This is a genomic window from Spirillospora sp. NPDC048819 (assembly GCF_040650055.1).
Taxonomy (GTDB): domain Bacteria; phylum Actinomycetota; class Actinomycetes; order Streptosporangiales; family Streptosporangiaceae; genus Spirillospora.
In genome coordinates this window covers 79,059-98,982 of the sequence record NZ_JBEZGN010000011.1, presented here as the reverse complement: position 1 = coordinate 98,982, position 19,924 = coordinate 79,059, and the positions used below count along the sequence as shown (strand labels likewise).

At 71.8% G+C, this 19,924-nt stretch carries 21 protein-coding genes; 16 read left to right on the top strand and 5 right to left on the bottom strand.

Annotated elements, in window-relative coordinates:
* Positions 1-248: 248 nt before the first annotated feature.
* On the bottom strand, positions 249-1,100 hold the full coding sequence (locus AB0C35_RS17645; RefSeq protein ID WP_358456576.1) for a helix-turn-helix transcriptional regulator: 852 nt from the start codon (positions 1,098-1,100) through the stop codon (positions 249-251).
* A gap of 86 nt (positions 1,101-1,186) precedes the next feature.
* On the opposite strand from AB0C35_RS17645, the gene AB0C35_RS17640 reads away from it, so the two are divergent.
* Entirely contained in the window at positions 1,187-1,969 is a 783-nt protein-coding gene (locus AB0C35_RS17640) for an SDR family oxidoreductase (RefSeq protein ID WP_358456575.1), read from the top strand.
* Between the two features lie 73 nt (positions 1,970-2,042).
* On the top strand, positions 2,043-2,870 hold the full coding sequence (locus tag AB0C35_RS17635; protein WP_358456573.1) for an SAM-dependent methyltransferase: 828 nt from the start codon (positions 2,043-2,045) through the stop codon (positions 2,868-2,870).
* Positions 2,871-2,884: 14 nt separating this feature from the next.
* Here AB0C35_RS17635 and AB0C35_RS17630 read toward each other — a convergent pair whose 3' ends face one another.
* Both AB0C35_RS17630 and AB0C35_RS17625 read right to left on the bottom strand, forming a co-directional pair.
* Positions 2,885-3,925 carry a phosphotransferase gene (locus tag AB0C35_RS17630; protein WP_358456570.1) on the bottom strand — a complete coding sequence of 347 codons (1,041 nt, stop codon included), beginning with the start codon at positions 3,923-3,925 and terminating at the stop codon, positions 2,885-2,887.
* Positions 3,922-4,896 (bottom strand): hypothetical protein, encoded by a 975-nt coding sequence (locus AB0C35_RS17625; RefSeq protein WP_358456567.1) that lies wholly within the window; start codon positions 4,894-4,896, stop codon positions 3,922-3,924. The genes AB0C35_RS17630 and AB0C35_RS17625 overlap by 4 nt, the downstream gene beginning before the upstream one ends.
* Positions 4,897-5,063: 167 nt before the next feature.
* Here AB0C35_RS17625 and AB0C35_RS17620 point away from each other — a divergent pair, with 167 nt between their 5' ends.
* The 5 genes from AB0C35_RS17620 to AB0C35_RS17600 all read left to right on the top strand — a co-directional run bounded on the left by AB0C35_RS17620 (position 5,064) and on the right by AB0C35_RS17600 (position 10,319).
* A complete protein-coding gene (locus tag AB0C35_RS17620) occupies positions 5,064-5,882 on the top strand; it encodes an SAM-dependent methyltransferase (protein WP_358456564.1) in 819 nt (272 codons plus the stop codon).
* A 54-nt stretch (positions 5,883-5,936) separates the two neighbouring features.
* Positions 5,937-6,749, top strand: coding sequence for a methyltransferase domain-containing protein (locus AB0C35_RS17615; RefSeq protein ID WP_358456561.1), 813 nt, complete (start codon positions 5,937-5,939; stop codon positions 6,747-6,749).
* Between the two features lie 128 nt (positions 6,750-6,877).
* A complete protein-coding gene (locus AB0C35_RS17610; RefSeq protein ID WP_358456559.1) occupies positions 6,878-8,173 on the top strand; it encodes a phosphodiester glycosidase family protein in 1,296 nt (431 codons plus the stop codon).
* Between the two features lie 119 nt (positions 8,174-8,292).
* Entirely contained in the window at positions 8,293-9,423 is a 1,131-nt protein-coding gene (locus AB0C35_RS17605; RefSeq protein WP_358456556.1) for an acyl-CoA dehydrogenase family protein, read from the top strand.
* The gene (locus AB0C35_RS17600) at positions 9,420-10,319 is read left to right on the top strand and encodes an acyl-CoA dehydrogenase family protein (protein ID WP_358456554.1); all 900 of its coding nucleotides are present in this window, start codon (positions 9,420-9,422) and stop codon (positions 10,317-10,319) included. Before AB0C35_RS17605 ends, AB0C35_RS17600 begins: the two co-directional genes overlap by 4 nt.
* Before the next feature lies 1 nt (position 10,320).
* Here AB0C35_RS17600 and AB0C35_RS17595 read toward each other — a convergent pair whose 3' ends face one another.
* Entirely contained in the window at positions 10,321-11,883 is a 1,563-nt protein-coding gene (locus AB0C35_RS17595; protein ID WP_358456552.1) for a FadD3 family acyl-CoA ligase, read from the bottom strand.
* A 294-nt stretch (positions 11,884-12,177) separates the two neighbouring features.
* On the opposite strand from AB0C35_RS17595, the gene AB0C35_RS17590 reads away from it, so the two are divergent.
* From AB0C35_RS17590 to AB0C35_RS17560, 7 genes are all read left to right on the top strand, one after another.
* Positions 12,178-12,585, top strand: a complete 408-nt coding sequence (locus tag AB0C35_RS17590; RefSeq protein ID WP_358456549.1) for a YbaB/EbfC family nucleoid-associated protein — start codon at positions 12,178-12,180, stop codon at positions 12,583-12,585.
* A gap of 11 nt (positions 12,586-12,596) precedes the next feature.
* Positions 12,597-13,001, top strand: a complete 405-nt coding sequence (locus AB0C35_RS17585; protein WP_358456547.1) for a YbaB/EbfC family nucleoid-associated protein — start codon at positions 12,597-12,599, stop codon at positions 12,999-13,001.
* Between the two features lie 13 nt (positions 13,002-13,014).
* Positions 13,015-13,344, top strand: coding sequence for a hypothetical protein (locus AB0C35_RS17580; RefSeq protein ID WP_358456544.1), 330 nt, complete (start codon positions 13,015-13,017; stop codon positions 13,342-13,344).
* A complete protein-coding gene (locus AB0C35_RS17575; protein WP_358456541.1) occupies positions 13,344-13,838 on the top strand; it encodes a hypothetical protein in 495 nt (164 codons plus the stop codon). The genes AB0C35_RS17580 and AB0C35_RS17575 overlap by 1 nt, the downstream gene beginning before the upstream one ends.
* A gap of 12 nt (positions 13,839-13,850) precedes the next feature.
* Positions 13,851-14,405 (top strand): EndoU domain-containing protein, encoded by a 555-nt coding sequence (locus AB0C35_RS17570; RefSeq protein ID WP_358456538.1) that lies wholly within the window; start codon positions 13,851-13,853, stop codon positions 14,403-14,405.
* Positions 14,406-14,419: 14 nt separating this feature from the next.
* Positions 14,420-14,830 (top strand): hypothetical protein, encoded by a 411-nt coding sequence (locus AB0C35_RS17565; RefSeq protein ID WP_358456535.1) that lies wholly within the window; start codon positions 14,420-14,422, stop codon positions 14,828-14,830.
* A gap of 111 nt (positions 14,831-14,941) precedes the next feature.
* Positions 14,942-16,570: a Coagulation factor 5/8 type domain-containing protein gene (locus AB0C35_RS17560; protein WP_358456532.1), complete on the top strand. Its 1,629-nt coding sequence runs from the start codon at positions 14,942-14,944 to the stop codon at positions 16,568-16,570.
* Between the two features lie 31 nt (positions 16,571-16,601).
* Here the strand turns inward: AB0C35_RS17560 and AB0C35_RS17555 are convergent, their stop codons facing one another.
* Positions 16,602-17,453, bottom strand: coding sequence for a TioE family transcriptional regulator (locus AB0C35_RS17555; RefSeq protein ID WP_358456529.1), 852 nt, complete (start codon positions 17,451-17,453; stop codon positions 16,602-16,604).
* Positions 17,454-17,511: 58 nt separating this feature from the next.
* On the opposite strand from AB0C35_RS17555, the gene AB0C35_RS17550 reads away from it, so the two are divergent.
* Together AB0C35_RS17550 and AB0C35_RS17545 are read left to right on the top strand one after the other, a co-directional pair.
* Positions 17,512-18,711 carry an erythromycin esterase family protein gene (locus AB0C35_RS17550; protein ID WP_358456526.1) on the top strand — a complete coding sequence of 400 codons (1,200 nt, stop codon included), beginning with the start codon at positions 17,512-17,514 and terminating at the stop codon, positions 18,709-18,711.
* Between the two features lie 940 nt (positions 18,712-19,651).
* Positions 19,652-19,924: a hypothetical protein gene (locus tag AB0C35_RS17545; RefSeq protein ID WP_358456523.1), complete on the top strand. Its 273-nt coding sequence runs from the start codon at positions 19,652-19,654 to the stop codon at positions 19,922-19,924.

Genomic DNA, 19,924 nt, shown 5'->3' with positions numbered 1-19,924 from the left:
CGAAGGCGGACGCCGAGCCCCGTGATCCCATTTTCAACTAAGTATGGGAGCGCTCCCACACTTGCGTGAACATGATGAACACCAGTTTTTTGGGAGCGCTCCCAGTAAATTGGACGGCGTCCATTCATGTCAAGGCAAAACCCGAAAACAGGGCCCCAGGGCCCAGGCCCCGCCGGCGCCCGGATGCGCTGGAGTGTCACCCGGTGAGCGCAAGCGAGTCCAGCTCGCGGGGCGGTGGGCTGGGACGGTTATCGCAGGTAGTCGGCGGCGTCGGTGCCTAGGACGTTCAGGAGGGCCAGGGCCTCGGCGCCGGGGGATCCCGGTGGCGCGCTGTAGAGGACGAGGTGCTGGTCGCGGTCGGTGAGCGCGAGCGAGTCGCAGTCGACGGTGATCTCTCCGACGACCGGGTGGCGGAAGGTCTTCGTGAGCATCGGCGCGGCCTGCACGTCGTGCCGTTCCCAGAGCCGGGCGAACTCGGGGCTGCCGGCGCGGAGGTCGTCGACGAGTCCGGTCACCGCGGGGTCGGACGGGTAGCGGGCGAGGGTGGACCGGAGCACCATGACGACGTTGAGCCGGAACTCCGCGGCATCCGAGATCCCGTAGAGCGGCTGATCGGCGGGCGACGGCCCGAGGAAGGCCCGGCGCGCGAGATTGCGGTCCTGCGGGGCGAGTTCGGCGAAGTCCTCCATGAGCGCGGCCGCGAGGTCGTTCCACGCCAGCACCTCGAACGCGGCGGACGTCACGAAGGCGGCCGTCTGCGGCAGTCGTTCGAGGAGCGCGAGGATGCTCGGGCGGACGTCGCGCCGGTGGAGGCCGGTGCGGCTCGGCGCCGTGCCTGCGAGGACGTGCAGGTGATCGGACTCGGTGTCCGTGAGCCGCAGCGCGCCCGCGATCCCGGCGAGGACCTCGCCCGAGGGTCGCGGCGCCCTGCCCTGCTCCAGCCGGACGTAGTACTCGGTGGAGATGTGCGCGAGGACCGCGACCTCCTCGCGGCGGAGGCCCGGTGTCCGGCGTCGCGAGCCCGAGGGGAGGCCGACGTCCTCCGGGTGTAGCCGCTCACGGCGGCTGCGGAGGAACGCCCCGAGCTCATGCTTGTCCATACCCCAAGTCTGCACGCCGTGCGGCGGCGGATCCTGGTACCGCTTGTGCCTGCATACGGTCCGGGGGCCGACCCAACACTGTCGTCATGACGAACAACACCGACATCGCGACCATCGGCCTGCTCTCCGGCAAGGTCGTCTTCATCACCGGCGCCAGCCGCGGCATCGGGGCGGCCGCCGCCCGGCTCTTCGCTCGGGAAGGCGCGGCCGTCGTGCTCGCCGCCCGCAGCACCGAAGCCCTCCAGCGGATCGTCGCCGAGATCCGCGCCGACGGCGGCGTCGCCGACGCCGTCACCCTGGACCTCGCCGACCGCGCGAGCGTCCGCGCGGCCGTCGACCGCGTCGAGGAGCTGCACGGGCGGCTCGACGGCGCCTTCAACAACGGCGCGGTGATCCAGCGGCCCGGCCCGCTCGACGCCACGAGCGAGGAGGACATCGACGAGCAGTTCGCCGTGAACTTCCGCTCGCACTGGACCGCCATGACCGCCGAGGCCGCGCTCATGCGCCGCAGCGGCGGCGGGGCGATCGTCAACACCTCGAGCATCGGCAGCCGCCGCGCGAACCCCGCCCTGCCCGCGTACGGCGCGATGAAGCGCGCGCTCAACAGCATCACCGAGACCGCCGCGGTGAGCTGGGCCCGCGACGGCATCCGGGTGAACGGCATCACCCCCGGCGGCACCGCCACGGAGATGATCGACGCCTGGGAGGCGGCGACGCCCGGCATCATCGAGCGGGCGAAGGCATCGATCCCGCTCGGACGGATGGCCGAGCCCCGGGAGATCGCGGAGGCGGCCGCGTGGCTGCTCAGCGACCGGGCGTCGATGGTGACCGGCGCGAACGTTCCGGTGGACGGCGGCGCCGGCGCCTGAAAGAGCAGAGAGCCGAAGGCATGCCGGATATGGTGATTCCGCACAATTGATAGCGGTCCTTGAGGAGACGTTCGTGGCATCGGATCTGCCCGGAGAGTCGTCGGATCAGGACAAGCTCTCCCGGTTCAATTCGAACACCCCCCATCCGGCCAGGGTCTATGACGTCTGGCTGGGCGGCAAGGACAACTTCGCCGCCGACCGGGCGGCCGCTGAAGCCGGCCTGCGAGCCTTCCCGGCCACGGTCAAGTCCGTGCGGGCCAACCGCGCGTTCTTGGCGCGGACGGTGGAGTACCTGGTCGCCGAGGCCGGGATCCGCCAGTTCCTCGACATCGGCACCGGGCTGCCCTCCGCCAATAACACCCATGAGGTCGCCCAGGCCGTCAGGCCCGAATGCCGGATCGCCTACGTCGACAACGATCCGATCGTGCTGGCTCATGCCGAGGCGCTGCTGAGGAGCAGCGGCCCGGGCGTGACCGACTACATCGACGCCGACCTGCGCGACCCCGGCGGGATCCTGCGGGAATCCTCCCGAACGCTGGATTTCACCGAGCCGGTGGCGGTCATGCTCGTCGCCGTCCTCCATTTCATTTCCGACGCCGCGGACCCGTACCGGATCACGGAAACCCTGATGGCCGCCGTACCGCCGGGCAGTTACCTGGTGGTCTCCCACACCGCGAAGGACATTTTCCCGGAGGAGATGGCCGCGTTCGAACGGGCCATGAACGAGAACTCGGCGGAGAAGGTCACACTGCGCGACCGCGAGCAGGTCTCCGGGTTCTTCCGCGGGCTGGACCTCGTCGAGCCCGGCGTCGTCCAGGTTCCCCGGTGGCGTCCTCGGTCCGACCTTGAGGCGTCCGCACCCGCCGCACTGTGGGGCGCGGTGGCCCGCAAACCGGCTTAGGCCGGAGCCGCGCGTCAGGAGATCTGGGTGAGGGAGTCCAGGTCGCGGGCGTGGCGGGCGTGGCGGGTGGTCATGGTGCGGAACATCTCGTCGCCCCGGTCGGTGCGTTCGACGATCATGGAGGCGCCGATGGACATGACGATGCCGTGGAAGGCGTGGCGGCGGTAGGCGTCCCAGCAGTCGTCCCAGGCGAGGGTGACGCCGCGGGCGGTCAGGGCCTTGTGGTAGCGCTCGACGAGGGCGCGTTCGCGGGTGCGGCGGGTCTCGGTGGGGAGGCTGGAGCCGAGGAAGTAGGCGAGGTCGGCCGGGCCGGGGCCGTAGGCGCAGGTCTGCCAGTCCAGGACGGCGGCGCGGGGGCCGCCGAACAGGAGGTTGTCGGCGCGGAAGTCGCCGTGGAAGAGGGTGGACGGGCCCTCCCGGTCGGCCAGGTACGCGCCGATCGAGGGGAGGAAGTCCTCGATCAGGGCGATGACGCCGGGGTCCAGGTCGGCGGCGTAGCGTTCCTTGAAGCCGTCGTACAGGCCGGTGACCATCGCGGCGGTGAAGGCGGCCGAGTCGGCGTCGTGGCGGTTGAGCCAGGGCAGGGCGGCGAGTTCCGGGTCGTCCCAGCCGGCGGCGTGCAGCGCGGCCATCTCGTCGATCGCGGCGGCGGCGTCCTCGGGGGTGATGCCGGCGAGCTGGTCGCCCGGCACGGCGGGCGCGAGGTCCTCCAGGAGGACGGCGTACTCGTCCGGTTCGGGGTCGTAGGCGGCGAAGTAGCAGGCCGGGATGCCCGCGTCGAGACGGCCGGCGATCTCGGCGTAGAAGCTCGACTCGACCTCGTAGGTGCGGATGGCGCGGGCGGCGGCGCGGCTGGACGGGTCGGCGGCGGGGACCTTCGCGACCATGGTGGGCGGAAGGCCGGCGGGGCCGGCGTAGGTGAGGAAGAGGCGGAGGCTGTCGGACACCTGGCCGGTGCCGACGGGCTCGGTGCGGACGGCGGTGACCTCCGTGCCGAGGGCGTCGCTCACCCAGGACGCGGTCAGGTCGCCGGCGCCGGAGACCGGTCGGGTCATGGGTTCTCCTCGGCGAGATGGGACCAGCCGTGGTCCCGCCAGCCGGGGGGCTGGTGCCATTCCGTCCAGCCGTGGCCGGTGCGGCCGTCGTCGGTGTCGAAGCGGCACAGGGCGCGGGGGAAGCGGGCGGGGCGCCCGTCGGGCGAGGTGATCGCGACGGGGGCGAACGCCACCGGGGTCACCGTCATCGGGGCGCCGGGGAAGCGGAGGCTGGAGCGGGCGGGCAGGCCGTCGGCGAAGGCCGTCTCGGCGGTGAAGCCGGCGCGGTGCTCGATCTCGCCGCCGGGCGGGACGGCGAAGCACGGCCACGCGAGGGGGAAGCCGATGTTGGCCTGCATGCCGTGGATGAAGGTGCCGTCGCCGAGGCGGCCTGACGTCCAGAGCCAGGACACCTTCCACCAGTCGCGTTCGCCCCAGCTGTGGTCGCGTTCCCCGTGGGCGTCGATCGCGATGGTCTCGCCGCCGGCGGTGACGGTGCCGGAGACGGTGCACGGGATCTCGTAGCGCGGGATGTCCTTGTAGGGGTAGGCGCCGCTGACGGTGTCCCATCGCAGGTCGAAGGTGAGGGGGGTCGTTTCGGCGGTGCCGTGGTCACCGTAGGCGGCCGTGGGGTCGGGGAGGATCGAGGCGGTCGCGTCCAGGGTGATGAGGGCCGGGCCGAAGGGCTCGGTGATCCGCTGGGTCGCCGTGTACGCGTCGGCGCGGACGTCGGCCGTGCCGGGCCGGGGAAGCGGCGCGTTGTTGTCGGCGACGAGGAGCAGGGGGCGGCCTGGGCGGACGAGCGCGGCCCAGTACCAGGCGCGGTCCCAGTTCGGGTACAGGCCGAGCCGCACGTAGCCCGCGATGGAGCCGTCCGGCGCGGCGAAGTCGAAGTAGTAGGACTCGTTCCACAGCAGCTCCGGGCCGGGGTCGTGCAGGTCCTCGTCCACGGGCTTCAGCGTCCAGGTGCCGTGCTCGATGATCTTCGCCAATGACCCCTCCGGCACACCCGAATCGGATTCTAGATCGCGATCCTAGCCCTGGTGACCCCGGTTTCGGCAGGGGTGTCGGCGAGAAGACAGCGCGTCCGACGGAAAGTCAGCACGACGGAAAGTATGATCACCCGCAGACCGCGACAATCTCGACATTGGAGGGTCCCGTGGCCGGGCAACCGCAGATCGACTCGTCCGTCCCGCATTCGGCGCGCATCTGGAACTACTGGTTGAACGGCAAGGAGAACTACCCCGTCGACCGGGAGGTCGGCGACGAGTTCCTCCGGATCTTCCCGGCGCAGGCGGACATCGCCCGGCACTCGCGGGCCTTCCTCGGCCGCGCCGTCCGGTATCTGGCGGGCGAGGCCGGAATCCGGCAGTTCCTCGACATCGGCACCGGTCTGCCGACGGTCGACAACACGCACGAGGTCGCGCAGCGGGCCGCGCCGGACGCGCGGATCGTGTACGTCGACAACGACCCGCTCGTCCTCACGCACGCCCGCGCGCTGCTCAGCTCTTCGCCGGCGGGCGCCACCTCCTACATCGACGCCGACATCCGCGATCCTGACGTGATCCTCGCCAAGGCCGCCGAGACGCTGGACTTCGGCCGTCCGGTGGCGCTGCTGCTGCTCGGCATCCTCGGGCACCTCACCGACGAGGAGGACCCGGAGGGCGTCCTCGCCCGGCTGGTCGCGCCGCTCGCGCCGGGCAGCCACGTGGTGATCAACGACGGCACCGACGTCTTCGGGACGCCGGGCGAGGACGGCGTGGACGACACCGCCCGCGCCCGCGCGATCACCCGCTACGTCGAGGCGGGCGGCATCGCCTACAACCTGCGCTCCCCCGAGCGGATCACCGGCTTCTTCACCGGCATGGACCTGGTGGAGCCCGGGGTCGTCACCGTGTCGCGGTGGCGCACCGAGCCGTCCCCGTTCGAGGAGCCGCCCGAGGTGGACGCGTTCTGCGGCGTGGCCCGGATCCGCTGACGCCCGGCGGCGGGCGATCACGAAGACCACATCGAGCCGGCTGGAGGCGGGCGCATGCGCGAGGACGTCACGGGAGTCGACACCGGGAGCGGGGACACGTGGGCGAGCGGCGACTACGGGCGGGTCGGCAACCTGTGGCTCCTCGTCGGCGAGCTGCTCTGCGAGGCGGCGCCGGTCCGGGCCGGGGACCGGGTGATCGACGTGGCGACGGGGACGGGCAACACCGCGCTGGCCGCCGCGCGCCGCTCCTGCGTCGTCACCGGGGTCGACTATGTGCCGGGGCTGCTGGAGCGGGCGAGGGTCCGCGCCGCCGCCGAGGGGCTGGAGGTGGCGTTCGAGACCGGTGACGCCCGGCGGCTGGGGCATCCGGACGGATCCTTCGACGTCGCCGTCTCCACGTTCGGCGTCCAGTACGTCCCGGACCACCGCGGGACGGCGGACGAACTGCTCCGCGTCGTCCGGCCGGGCGGGCGGATCGCGGTGGCGAGCTGGGCGCCGGACGGGTACCTCGGCGAGCTGCTGCGCCTGGTCGAGCAGTACACCGCCGGGTCGGCCGGCCCCCCTGCGCCCACGCTGTGGGGCACCGCGAAGCATGTGGAGGATCTCTTCGGCCCGCACGTCTCCGCCCTCGACTGCACCGAGCGGCAGTGGCGTTTTCGCTTCCGCTCACCGGCGGACATGGTCGGCTGGTTCCGGTCCTACTTCGGCCCGCTGACGGTGGCGTTCGGCGCTCTCGACGGTGACGGGCGGGAGGCGCTGACCGCCGACCTCACCCGGTACGTGAACCGCCACAACCTCGCCGATGACGGCACCGTGGACGTCCCGTCCACCTATCTGGAAGCCGTCGCCGTCACCCCGGCGGGGTGATCGGGGCCGCGGCGGCCGGATGACACCGGATCTTCGGGGAGTCTTGGCGGTCGGATCGCCTGCGTTTCACGCGGTGAGCGTCATGATCAACGGGTTCCCGTCTCCGCCGTGAGGGGCGCCCGCGCGTGATGCGAAGGTTCGTGGCCGGGGCGGTCGCGGCCGTGATCGCGTCCGCCGGCGCCGTTGCGGCACGTGCGGACGCGGCGGGTCCGCCGGACGTCGACGGCGCCGGGTCGGGTGAGCGGCTGGACGCGCGGACCCTCGCGCCGGCACCGTCCAGGACGGCCGGGGAACTGCGGTTCACGTCGTCCGAGCGGCTGGCGCCCGGCGTGGTGTCCAGGACGTTCAGGACGTCGGGGGTCGGCGGCCCGGTCCTCGGCAACCTGCTGGACGTCGACCTGCGAGCTCCGGGGGTGCGCGTGGGCCTGCTGCGTCCGCCGAAGGTCGCGGCGCGGCGGACGGTCTCGGCGATGGCGGACGCGCAGCGCGCCGTGGCCGGGGTGAACGGCGACTTCTTCAACATCAGCGAGACCCGCCCGGGCGTCGCGGCGACCGGCTCGTCGTCCGGCCCGGAGGTGGACGCGGGCCGTCCGCTCAAGGGGGCGGTGCCGGACGGGCAGCGGTTCGGCCCGGCGCTGCCGCCCGGCACGTCCAGTGAGGACGTCATCGGGATCGGCGCCGACCGGCGCGGCCGCCTGGGCCGGCTCCATCTGACCGGGACCGTCCGATCGGAACGCGTCACCGTCGCCTTGCGCGGGCTCAACCAGTACGCGCTGCCGGTCGGGAGCGCGGGGGCGTTCACCCATGACTGGGGCAGCACGTCGCGGCGGCGCGCGGTGTGCGGGACGGACACCGCCCGCAACGCCCCGTGCAGCACGGACACCGCCGAGGTGACCGTCCGGCGGGGCGTGGTCACCGAGGTGACGGACGAGGTCGGCGCGGGCGCGATCCCGCGCGGCACGACCGTGCTGGTCGGGCGGGAGAAGGGCGCGAACGCGCTGCGCGGGCTGCGTCCGGGCGACCGGGTGCGGGTCGGCTACCGCTTCACCGGCCCGAGGCGGTTCAGGTTCGCCGTGGGCGGTTTCGCCATCCTGCGCGACGGTGAACCCCTGAGCGGCCTGAGCCCGCACGGCCCGGCGCCGCGCACGGCCGCCGGGTTCGACCGCGACGGCCGCCGCATGTACCTCGTCGTGGTGGACGGCCTGTCGGAGCGCAGCGGCGGCCTGACCCTCGCCGAGCTGGCGTCCCTCCTGGACAAGGCCGGTGTGGACGACGGCGTCAACCTGGACGGCGGCGGCTCGTCGACGTTCGTCGCGCGGAGCCGCGGCGAGAAGTCGGCGACCGTCCGCAACACGCCCTCGGACGGGACGGAACGCGCCGTCGCGAACGGCATCGGCGTCTTCGCCGGCGCCCGCCGCCCCTGACCGAACGGCCGCCGCCGAAGGCGGGGAGCCTGCGCGTCCGACTGGGCGGGACGCCGTGGTGGCGGCGGGCGGGAGAACCGTTACTCTACCAAACAGTTGTTAGAAAGAAGGGACGCGAGATGGATCTCGAGTTCGGGCCGGCGGACGAGGCGTTCCGCGCCGAGGTGCGGGCATGGCTGCGCGAGCACGTCCCGGCGGAACCGCTGCCGTCGCTGGAGACCGAGGAGGGCTTCGCCGCGCACCGGGAGTGGGAACGGGCGCTCGGCGCGGCACGGCTCGGGGTCGTGTCGTGGCCCGAGGAGTACGGCGGGCGCGGCGTCTCCGTCCTACAGTGGCTGGTGTTCGAGGAGGAGTACTACGCGGCGGGCGCGCCGGGGCGGGTCAGCCAGAACGGCATCAACCTCCTCGCGCCGACGCTGCTGAAGCACGGCACGCCGGAGCAGCTCACACGGATCCTGCCGCCGATGGCCGCCGGCGAGGTGATCTGGGCGCAGGCGTGGTCGGAGCCCGGTGCGGGCAGCGACCTGGCGGCGCTGCGCTCGACCGCCACCCGGACGGACGGTGGCTGGCTGCTGAACGGGCAGAAGACGTGGAGTTCCCGGGCGGCGTTCGCCGACCGCGGTTTCGGGCTGTTCCGCTCCGACCCGGACTCGGCGCGGCACAAGGGGCTGACGTACCTGATGTTCCCGCTGGACGCGGAGGGCGTGACGGTCCGTCCGATCGGGCGGCTGGACGGCAAGCCCGCCTTCGCGGAACTGTTCCTCGACAGGGTGTTCGTTCCCGACGCGGACGTCATCGGGACGGCCGGGGACGGCTGGCGCGTCGCGATGGCCACGGCCGGCAACGAGCGCGGCCTCACGCTGCGCAGCCCCGGCCGGTTCACGGCGGCGGCCGAGCGGCTCGTCGAGCTGTGGCGGGAACGCGCCGACCCGTCCGACACGGCGCTGCGGGACCGGGTCGCCGACGTCTGGATCAGGTCGCGGGCGTACCGGCTCAAGGGCTTCGAGACGATCTCGCGGAGCGAGGACATCGGGTCGGAGTCGAGCCTCAACAAGATCTACTGGTCGGAACTGGACGTGGCGCTGCACGAGACGGCCCTCGACCTGCTCGGCCCGGACGGCGAGCTGGAGTCGGAGTGGCTGGAGAACTACGTGTTCTCGCTCGCCGGCCCGATCTACGCGGGCACCAACGAGATCCAGCGCAACGTGATCGCCGAGCGGCTGCTCGGCCTGCCGAGGGGGTCCCGGTGAAGTTCGTTCTCTCCGCCGAGCAGCGGATGTTCGGCGAGACGCTCCGCGAGCTGCTCGCCGAGGCCGGCACGCCGAAGATCACCCGCGCGTGGGCGGCGGGCGACTCCGGTCCCGGACGCGCGCTGTGGTCGTCGGCCGCCGAGGCCGGGGTGTTCGCGGTGGCCGTCCCCGAGGCGCACGGCGGCGCCGGTCTCCTGCCGGTCGAGCTGGTCGTCGCCGTGGAGGAGCTCGGACGCGCCGCCGCGCCCGGCCCCTATGTCGAAACGCTCGCCGCCGCCGAACTGCTCGGCGACTCCCCCCTGCTCTCCCGGATCGCGGAAGGGGAGGCGATCGTGTCGATGGCCGTCCCGCACGCGCTGGACGCCGACGTCGCCGACCTGGTGATCACCGCGGACGGCACCGAGACCCGCACTGGGGAACGTCTCACCTCCCTCGACCCGGCCCGGCGGCTCTTCCGCGCCGAGGGAGGCGGCGGGTTCACCGGCTTCGGCGCGCTGCTGTGCGCGGCGCAGCAGGTCGGGGTCGGGCAGGCGCTGCTGGACGTGTCCGTGGAGTACGCCAAGACGCGGGAGCAGTTCGGCCGACCGATCGGCGAATACCAGGCGATCAAGCATCATCTGGCGAGCGCGCTGGTCGAGCTGGAGTTCGCCCGCCCGCTCGTGTACGGGGCGGCGCTGTCGTACGGGACGCCGGACTTCGCGCGGGACGTGTCCGCCGCGAAGGTCGCCGCGTCGCAGGCGTCCTACGGGCTGGCGAAGACCGCCCTGCAGGTGCACGGCGCGATCGGCTACACCGACGAGTACGACCCGTCGCTGTGGATCCGCAAGGCACGCGCCCTGTACTCGGCGTGGGGCTCGCCGTCCGAGCACAGGGCGCGCGTCATGGCCGCTCTGTGAGCTAGGCGCGGTCCTTGAGCTCGACGCGGCGGACCTTGCCGGACGCGGTCTTCGGGAGGTCGTCCACGAAGACGACCTCCCGGGGGACCTTGAAGTTCGCGAGCAGCTCCCGGCAGTGCGCGATCAGCTCCCCGGCCGTGGCCTCCCGCTCCGGGCGCAGCCGCACGTAGGCGCGGCCCACCTCGCCCATCCGGGCGTCCGGGACGCCGACGACGCCGGACTCGGCGACGGCGTCATGGCGCGCGAGGACGTCCTCGACCTCGGCCGGGTACACGTTGAACCCGCCGACGACGAACATCTCCTTCGTCCGCCCGGTGATGGCGAGGTTGCCGCGCTCGTCCAGGCGTCCCCGGTCGCCGGTGTCGAGCCAGCCGTCGCGGACGGCCGCCGCGGTGGCCTCCGGGTCGTCCAGGTACCCGGCCATCACGTTGTAGCCGCGGACGAGGACCTCGCCGTCCGTGCCCGCCGGGACCCGCTCGCCCTTCTCGTCGACGATGGCGACCTCGACGTCCGCGATGGGCCGGCCGCAGGTGGTGGAGATGGTCTCGGCGTCGTCGTCCACCGAGCAGGCGGTCACCGTGCCGGACGCCTCCGTCAGCCCGTACGCGGTGACGACCTCCGGGAACAGCTCGGCCTTGATCCGCTGCACCAGCGCGACGGGCACGTCCGCCGCGCCGGTCACGGCCAGCCGCAGGGACGACAGGTCGCGCTCGTCGCGGCCGGGGGCGTCCAGCAGCGACGTGTAGATCGTCGGCGGGCCGGGCAGGACGTTGATCTTCTCCTGCTCGATCAGCCGCAGCGTCTCCGGGACGTCGAACGTCCGCTGGAGCACCATCGTGGCGCCTTTCAGCACGCACGCCAGCACGCCCGCCTTGTAGCCGAACGAGTGGAACATCGGGTTGACGATGAGGTACCGGTCACCGGCCCGGACGCCCGTCCGTCCCGTCCACGCCTCATAGGTGCGGACGTTCTGCTCGTGCGTGCACATGACGCCCTTGGGCCGCCCGGTCGTCCCGGACGTGAACAGGATGTCGGCGACGTCCCCGGGCTCGACGGCCGCCGCCCGAGCGCCGGCCTCCTCCGCCGAGACGGCTGTGCTGGCGAATTCGTCCCAGGTGATGACGCCCGGCCGCGCCGTCCCGTTGAACGTGACGACGGCCTCCAGCCCGGGCAGCCCGGGGATCGCGCCCGTCTCGTCCAGGCCGAGCATGGCCGGGTAGTCGATGCCGAGGAACCCGTCCTCGACGAACAGCAGCTTCACCTGCGCCTTGGACAGCGGCCACCGCGCCTCGTCGCCCTTGAACCGGGTGTTGAGCGGCACGAGCGTCGCCCGCGCGCCCAGGGCGCCCAGCACGGTGACGATCCAGGACAGGCTGTTCGGCGCCCAGATCGCGATGCGGTCCCCCGGCTCGACGCCGGCGCCGATGAACGCGCCCGTCGCCTCGCGCACCCGCCTCCGCAACTCCGCGTAGGTCACCCGGACGTCCCCGTCCACGACGGCCTCCATGTCCGGAGACCCCTCGGCGGCCCATGCCAGCACTCCCGCGATCGTCAGCTCGCTCATAACCCTCCATAGTGGCCACCGCAGGCGCACCCGGACCACACCGTCCCGCTCATCGGTACCACCGAGCGGATCGTGACGATCCCGTCATGGTGGGCGACGAACGGGAATTGAGCACGCTCCAGGCGGCGAGGACCGAACAGAGTGACTCAAGAGAAAGTGGTGCATATCGCGGAACTTTCGGTAAGCGGAGCAATTCCCCGGTCCTGTCTGTACGCAAACGCCCGGATGTTCCAGTCTCGCGTTCATTGCTAGGGTTGCCCTTGTGACTTGATCTTCGATCCGAGGAATGGGCCGATGAGCGAAATGCCCGGAGACGACCGCTGGGCACGACTGGCGGACGCGCAGCGCCGCCTGGCCGAGTTGCGTGCGGGCACCGCCGGGACGGCGCCCGAGGGAACCGGTCGCGCCGGCGACGACCAGGTCCGCGTGACCGCGTCCGGCGGCAGGGTCACCCGCCTCGAACTCGACCCCCGAGCGCTGCGCCGCACCCCGGAGGACCTGGGGGCGCTGATCGCCGAGGCGGCGAACGCGGCGCTGGACGACCTGCGGTCCCGGACGGACTCGGCGGAGGCGCCCCCGGCGGACCCGGCTGCGCTCGCGGCGACGTTGCGCGACGTCCGGGACCAGGGCCTGCGGCAGCTGGCGCTCATCGACGAATCGATCAACGAGGCCGTCGCGCGCGTCCAGGCGAGGATGCGATGAAAGAGGACGCGATGACACGCGACACCGCGGCCGACGACCTCAACGGCCTCCTCCAGCGCGTGTCGGGGTTCGCCGAACAGGCGGGCGGCCCCTGTTCCGAACCGCCCCCCGAAGCCGTCGAGGGCCATGACCCGGACGGCCTGGTGACGGTGCGCGTCACCGCCGGTGGGCGCATCGACCGGGTCAGCGTCGCACCGCGCGCCCTGCGCCTCGGCTCCCACGAGATCGCCGATCGCGCCGCCGCAGCGATCAACGCGGCCCTCGACGCACTGGAACAGGCCACGGCCGGGGCGGGCGCCGCCGGGCCCGCGGATCTCACAGAACGGCTCGGCGAGCTGCGGAACCAAAGCCTGACGCAGATGCGTGCCTACGTGACATCGATGCAGAACCTCATGAACGGTTTCGAACGCCACTGACGGAGGGGCAGCCATGGGTATGCCGGGATACGAGGTCGATCCGGAACTGATCCGGACCGCGGGCGAGGGCATGAGCACGGCCGCGCAGCGACTGGCGGCCGACTGGCAGGCGTTCCAGCAGGAACTGGCGGGCTTCGGAGAACCGTGGGGGCAGGACGACATCGGCTTCCTCATCGGCGGGTGCTACCAGGCCGTCTACCAGGTCGCCGTGGAGTGCTACGAGGACAACCTGACCGCCCTGGACGAGCAGGCGCAGGCGATGAAGTTCGTCGCGGCCAACCATGTCGCGGGCGAGCAGAGCAACGTCGTGGAGATCAACCGGGTCCGGGACGTACTCGGCTGATGGGTCTACAACTCCCCGGCGAACTGATCTCGCTTCTGTCGATGCTCGGCTACACCTGGCCGGAGGCCGACGAGACGAAGCTGCTGTCGATGGGCGGCGCCTGGCTGGGTTTCGCCGGCGCGCACGGCGGCCCGCTCGGCGAGGCGGACGGCAACGCCCAGCGCATCATGCAGGCCAACCGCGGCGACGACATCGAGGCGTTCCGCGCCGAATGGACCAAGGAGGACTCCCCGAAGAGCAACCTCGAGGATCTTGGGACGGCGGCGACCATCATCGGCGCGGGCCTCATGGTCTGCGGCGCCATCGTCCTCGCCCTCAAGATCAACGTCATCATCCAGCTGACGATCCTGGCCATCCAGATCGCCCAGGCGATCGCGACGGCCGCCGTCACCTTCGGCGCCTCGCTGCTGGAGATCCCGATCTTCAAGGAACTCGCGGGCATCGCCATCGACCTGCTCATCGACATGGCCCTCCAGGCCATCTTCAACGGCTAGGCGGACGGTGGCATGCGACGGACGATGCTCCTTGTCCGCGTTCTCCTCACCGCACTGGTGCTGCGGGGCAGGTCCCGCGGCGGCGGGAGCGGCGGCGCGGGCCTGTTCGAACCGGCGATCAAGTGGATGCGCCGCAAGGTGAACAAAAGCAGCCGGCACCACCACGTGTTCCGGGGTGAGATCAGGACGGCCAGGGGCGGCCCGAACCCGGGCCAGCGCACGCCCGGCGGATACCATCACCGCTTCATGGGTCAGGACTGGCCGGACCGCAGGGTCGGCCCCGTGACCGCGACCGGCCCGCACGGCACCTACCGGGCCCGGGTGCAGATGCGGGACGGCAACGGGCAATGGGTCGACAAACCGTTCGCCAGCACGTTCTTCCCCGACAATTGGACGCCGCAGAGCGTGGACCGTACGATCCGGAATGCCTTCGACAACCACACGGTCACCGCACAGGACAGGTTCGGGAACCCGCGCCGCTGGCAGGGAATGGCGGACGGCCTGGTCGTCGAGGGTTCGTTCAACCGCTCCGGTCGCGACTGGAACTCGGCTTGGCCGGTCTTCTGACATCTGAGACGAAAATGACAACGACGAAAATCAGGTTCTTCCGCAACGAGTTGGGCGTGGTCGCGAGCGAGCCCTCCAGCCCGGACTACAGCGCCCTGGGCTCCATGCTGACGAGCGACGTGCAGAGCGACGCGACGTCCTGCCTCGACGTGCTGGCCTGGACCGAGGACGTCTGGCACGGGCCCGAGACGCAGAACTCCTGGCAGGGGAACTCCTGGCGCGTCGTGGTCGATGAGCGGGGCGTGCACCTGCAGGACCTCTACTCCGACGACTGGAGCGAGGACTATTCGTTCGAGGACGCCCACGAGGTCGTCGTGGCGTACTTCGGCTTCCTGCGCCCGGGACGGGAGGCGGCGGCGACGGCGCTGGACACCTGGGAGAGCGAGTGGAAGCGTCCGCACCCCTGCCGCGCCCATCTGGCGTGACGGGGCCGGACTCGGATTAGTAACATGAGGTTTGTTCATTTTCCGGTGAGACCGGGCATATAGCAGGCACCTCAGTCCCCGTCCGACCGCTCCCCCCGCGCGAGGTGCCGGATGTCCCCCACCCCCACCCTCCGGCGTTCGGCTTCGCTGCCGTTCGTCCTCCTCCTCATCGCCTCCTTCCTGACACCCGCCGCACACGCGGCGCCACCGCCCGCCGCCCCGCTCACCGCGACGACCCCCGACGGTGAGGTGCGCGGCTACATCGACGCCCACACCCACCTGATGTCGTACGAGGCGTTCGGCGGGCAACTGATGTGCGGAAAGCCGTTCGACCCACGCGGGATCCAGGAGGCGCTGCGCGACTGCCCCGACCACGCCGGCAACGGCGTGTTCGCCTGGTTCGAGAACTTCACCAGGCACGGCACGCCGTTCGGCACACACGACCCGACCGGCTGGCCCACGTTCAAGGACTGGCCCGCATACGACTCCCGCACCCACCAGCAGGCCCACTACAAATGGCTGGAACGCTCCTGGCGCGCCGGCCAGCGCATCCTCGTCAACCATCTGGTGGCGAACCGGCAACTCTGCGAGATCTATCCGCTCAAGCGCAACTCGTGCGACGAGATGGACGTCATCCGCCTCCAGGCGCAGCGGATGCGGGAGATGGAAGAGGGCATCGACCGGCGCAGCGGCGGGCCCGGCGAAGGCTGGTTCCGGATCGTGCGCGACTCCGCGGAGGCGCGCCGGGTGATCGAGGCGGGCAAGCTCGCCGTGGTCCTCGGCGTCGAGACCTCCGAGCCGTTCGGCTGCCGTGTGATCGCCGGTGAGCCGCAGTGCACCCGCCAGGACATCGACCAGGGCCTGGACGAGATGAAGCGCCTGGGCGTGTCCTCCATGTTCGTGTGCCACAAGTACGACAACGCGCTGTGCGGCGTCCGCTTCGACGGCGGCACCACGGGCGCGTTCGTCAACGCGGGCAACTTCCTGGGGACGGGACGCTTCTGGCAGGCCGAGACCTGCACCGGCCCCGCCCACGACAACACCATCGAACCGGCCGGCGCGGTCAACGAGCAGGTCGCGCAACTCCTGCGCCTGCTCGGGCAGGCCGGAATCACCCTGCCGCTGTATCCGGAGGCGCCGCACTGCAACGTCAACGGGCTCAGCGACCTCGGCGAACACATGGTGCGCGGCCTGATGGAACGCCACATGATCGTCGAGATCGACCACATGAGCGTGAAGGCCGCCGACGAGACCCTCGGCCTGCTGGAGGAGGCGCGCTACCCGGGCGTCATCTCGTCCCACAGCTGGATGGACGACACCTACAAGCCCCGCGTCTACGCCCTCGGCGGCATGATCACCGGCTACGGCCACGCGGCGGACGGCTTCGTCCAGCAGTGGAAGCGCAACAAGGCCCACCACACCTCCGGGACCGCCTTCGGCTACGGCTACGGCCTCGACGCCAACGGGATGGGCGCGCTTCCTCCCCCGCGCGGCGACAACACCGACCCGCTGCGCTACCCGTACACCTCACCGTTCGACCTGACGGTGAAGCTCGACCGCCTGCGCACCGGGACCCGCACCTGGGACCTCAACACCGACGGCGTCGCCAACTACGGCCTCGTCCCCGACTGGCTCGCCGACGTCGGCAACGTCGGCGGCCAGGAGGTCATCGACGATCTGGCCCGGGGCGCCGAGGTCTACCTCCAGATGTGGCACCGCACCGAAACCGGATCGGGGTGAGAACGAGCCGGCCGCGGCCCGAACGGGCGTGTCAACCGCGTGCGCGGAGGTAGGCGTCCAGCTCGGCGGCCCCGGCCAGCATCGCGCGTCCGCGCGCGGACAGCCGGCCGTGCCAGTCGAGCAGGGCGCCCTCCAGCGGCTCCAGCCCGCCGGCCGACCGCACCTGGGCGATCAGCGGGGCGATCTGCTCCAGCAGGTAACCGCCCCGCCTGAGCTGATGGGCCAGCCGGACGTCCCGCACGTCGGCCTCGTCGTAGACGCGGTAGCCGGTCAGCGGGTCGCGGCGCGGGCGCACCAGCCCGGCACGCTCCCACTTGCGCAGCGTGGCGGGCCGGATCCCGAGCTGGTCCGCCAGCGGCCCGATGAAGGTGCCACCGGACCCGGACACCGCACCGCCGGGCCGGGACACCGTGGCGCCGGGCCCGGACGCCATGCCGCCGGGCTCGGATGCCGCGCCGGCGGGCCCGGACGCCGTGGTGCGATCGGACGCCGTGGTGCGATCGGACGCCGTGGTGCGGTAGGACGCCGCGCCGGGGTCCAGGTCGCGGAGGGCGCTCTCCACGGCCTGGAGGGTCCGGCGGTCGTCGAGGAGCTGGGCGTGGCTCACGTCGATGAGGCGGAACGCCTCCTCGGCCGCGTCCTCGTTCACCGCCCGCATGATCGACGTCGCCGTCTGGTGGCCGTGGCCGGGCACCAGGGCGAGGAACGCGCTCAGGGCCCGCGCGTGCAGCGGCGTATAGGTGCGGTAGCCGTGGGCCGTGCGAGCGGCGGCCGGGAGGATGCCGGCGTCCTCGTAGTTCCGGATCGCCTGCGTGGACAGACCGTGCCCGCGCGCCAGGTCAACGGGCCGCAGCCGTCCGCCGTTTTGAAGGTTTCGTCCCATTACCCTGCCGATATCACGGTGAAGTTTCAACCGAAGGTTCAACGATACCGTTGAAGGCATGGCTACCGACATCAAGGACAGCACCCATCCCGTCGAGGCCGCCGCCGTCATGAGCCTCCTCCCCGGCCGGCCACGAATCCTCGCCCTGGGCGAACCCACCCACCGCGAGGACGCTCTGCTCGACCTGCGCAACGAGCTCTTCCGGCAGCTCGTCGAGCAGGAGGGCTACCGGTCGATCTCCATCGAGAGCGACTGCATGATGGGCCTGCTCGTGGACGACTACGTCACCTCGGGCACCGGCACCCTCGACGACGTCATGGAGCACGGCTTCAGCCACGAGTGGGGCGCGCAGGCGGGCAACCGCGAGCTCGTGCGCTGGATGCGCGCCTACAACGACGTCCGGCCCGCGTCCGAGCATCTGCGCTTCGCCGGTATCGACGGCCCGCTGGAGTTCTGGGCCGCTAGCCCCCGGCAGGCCCTCACCGCACTCCACGGCTACCTCGCCGCCCAAGTCGAGACAGACCTGCTCCCCTGCACCGCGGAAACACTCGACCGTCTCCTCGGCAGCGACGACCGATGGTCCAACCCCGCCACAGTGATGGACCCCTCCCAGTCCATAGGCCGGTCGACCGAGGCCGGGCAACTGCGGATACTCGCCGACGACCTGATCGCGTTGCTCGACGCGCAGACGCCGCACCTGATCGCGGCGACCTCGCGCCACGACTGGGAACGGGCGCGGCTGTACGGGCGCACCGCCACCGGCCTGCTCGGCTACCACTACTGGATGGCCGACACCTCCCCGGCCCGCGTGACGCGAATGTGCGGCCAGCGGGATTCGATGATGGCCGCCAACCTCCTCGCCGTCACCGAGTGGGGCCCGGCGTTGGTCCACGCCCACAACAGCCATCTCCAGCGGGACAAGAGCTCGATGCGGATGGGCGAGCTTCCGCTGGAGTGGTGGAGCGCCGGTGCGATCGTCAACTCGTACCTGGGCGAGGATTACGCGTTCGTCGCCACAGCCCTCGGCACGATCCGTCATCAGGGCGTGGACGTCCCGCCCGCGGACACCCTCGAAGGGCTCCTCTACGCGCTCCCAGAGGACCGCTTTGTCGTCGACGTCCCCCGGCTGGCCGCCGCCCTCGGCGACGCACGCCCCGCCCACCGCATGTCGCCCTGGTTCGGCTACGCCTCCCTGGACCCGGCCCACCTGTCCGAGATCGACGGGCTCGTGTTCATCAAGGACGTCCTGCAAAGCTAAGGCCTGTTTAACAAGTCCCGTGGTGGGGGTTTGTTGAACAGCCGGGTTCGTGGTCGGTGTCTGTCCAGCGTGACCATGGCCCCCGCCCGGCGGTGTGGTGGGTGGGGGTGGTTCATCCGGGGTCGGCACCGTACTGGTCCGGGTTCGCCGAGCAGAGGCCGCCCGCCGGCGCCGCCGCGGCTTGCGGCGGCGGGGGTTGGTGGGGGTGGCTGCCGCGTTCCCCGTCCCGGGACCGGACGGGCCGGTGCCGGGTGTGGGGATGGGTGCGGTTGACTCGGTCAGGGCTCCAGGCAGCCCTGGCCCGCCCGCGCACAGGACGTGGCGGGAGGTGTGGTAGTCCACCTGTGCGGTGGAGGGGTCGTCGGGGTCGTTGAGCTGGGTGAAGGCGGCGAGGGCGGCGGAGACCAGGTCGCGGTCGCCGGTGAGGCCGCAGCCGCCGTCGGCGATGCGGCAGTGGTGGGTGCGGACGCCGAGGTGTTTGGGGACGCGGCGTCCGCAGGGGCAGTGCTGGGACAGGGCGGTGGTGCGGGTGGCGGCCCGCAGCAGCCGCCCGCCCGTGCTCGCGCATTCGTGGTCCAGGGCGGTGATGAGCATGCCGGGGGTGAACCGGGCGCAGGCCCGTCCCCACAGCCGGAACCAGCCGCGGATGTCGCAGTCCTCGACCACCAGGATCGGGCCGTGCACCGCCACGATCTGCCCAGCGACCCGCTGCGCCCGGGTCTTGCGAGATTGGGCGGCGCGCTGCTGGGCGGCCGTGTCACGGGCACGCAGCCGCCGGTAGTTGTTGGACAGGGTGTCGCGACGATACGCGTGGCGGGGTTTGCCGTCGCTCCGCGACAGCCGTGCCCCGCCGGGCACCGTGACTTGTTTGGGTGGGAGCCCGGCCGCCTGCCGCCGACGTTGGCGTTTGCGTTGGCGTTTGCCGAGTTGGTATTGGGCGGTGTTGGATGCGCGGCGGGAGCGCTCCAGCGCCCGCTGCCGGCGGCGCCGTTTGCGTTCGCGGCGGGTGATGCGGGTCTGCTCGTCGGGCGGCGTGGTCACCTTCGAGGAGACCACCGCCGTCTGCGGCGATGCCCCGGCGGCGGCCAACCCGGCGGGGACCGGCCCGGCGGGGACCGACACCACGGCGAGGTTGGAGACGTTGCCGTCCACCCCGCCGCAGCGGCCCATGGGGGCGTGGGCTCGCCGCGCCGCCGTCGAGGGCGCGAGGTAG

What these genes read in the sequence shown, in the direction of transcription:
- AB0C35_RS17575 (WP_358456541.1), top strand. Translation starts at nt 13,344, where the DNA reads ATGGGTCTACAACTCCCCGGCGAACTGATCTCGCTTCTGTCGATGCTC.
- AB0C35_RS17630 (WP_358456570.1), bottom strand. Translation starts at nt 3,925, where the DNA reads ATGACCCGACCGGTCTCCGGCGCCGGCGACCTGACCGCGTCCTGGGTG.
- AB0C35_RS17585 (WP_358456547.1), top strand. Translation starts at nt 12,597, where the DNA reads ATGACACGCGACACCGCGGCCGACGACCTCAACGGCCTCCTCCAGCGC.
- AB0C35_RS17570 (WP_358456538.1), top strand. Translation starts at nt 13,851, where the DNA reads ATGCGACGGACGATGCTCCTTGTCCGCGTTCTCCTCACCGCACTGGTG.
- AB0C35_RS17590 (WP_358456549.1), top strand. Translation starts at nt 12,178, where the DNA reads ATGAGCGAAATGCCCGGAGACGACCGCTGGGCACGACTGGCGGACGCG.
- AB0C35_RS17640 (WP_358456575.1), top strand. Translation starts at nt 1,187, where the DNA reads ATGACGAACAACACCGACATCGCGACCATCGGCCTGCTCTCCGGCAAG.
- AB0C35_RS17565 (WP_358456535.1), top strand. Translation starts at nt 14,420, where the DNA reads ATGACAACGACGAAAATCAGGTTCTTCCGCAACGAGTTGGGCGTGGTC.
- AB0C35_RS17595 (WP_358456552.1), bottom strand. Translation starts at nt 11,883, where the DNA reads ATGAGCGAGCTGACGATCGCGGGAGTGCTGGCATGGGCCGCCGAGGGG.
- AB0C35_RS17615 (WP_358456561.1), top strand. Translation starts at nt 5,937, where the DNA reads ATGCGCGAGGACGTCACGGGAGTCGACACCGGGAGCGGGGACACGTGG.
- AB0C35_RS17555 (WP_358456529.1), bottom strand. Translation starts at nt 17,453, where the DNA reads ATGGGACGAAACCTTCAAAACGGCGGACGGCTGCGGCCCGTTGACCTG.
- AB0C35_RS17560 (WP_358456532.1), top strand. Translation starts at nt 14,942, where the DNA reads ATGTCCCCCACCCCCACCCTCCGGCGTTCGGCTTCGCTGCCGTTCGTC.
- AB0C35_RS17550 (WP_358456526.1), top strand. Translation starts at nt 17,512, where the DNA reads ATGGCTACCGACATCAAGGACAGCACCCATCCCGTCGAGGCCGCCGCC.
- AB0C35_RS17645 (WP_358456576.1), bottom strand. Translation starts at nt 1,100, where the DNA reads ATGGACAAGCATGAGCTCGGGGCGTTCCTCCGCAGCCGCCGTGAGCGG.
- AB0C35_RS17580 (WP_358456544.1), top strand. Translation starts at nt 13,015, where the DNA reads ATGGGTATGCCGGGATACGAGGTCGATCCGGAACTGATCCGGACCGCG.
- AB0C35_RS17605 (WP_358456556.1), top strand. Translation starts at nt 8,293, where the DNA reads ATGGATCTCGAGTTCGGGCCGGCGGACGAGGCGTTCCGCGCCGAGGTG.
- AB0C35_RS17610 (WP_358456559.1), top strand. Translation starts at nt 6,878, where the DNA reads ATGCGAAGGTTCGTGGCCGGGGCGGTCGCGGCCGTGATCGCGTCCGCC.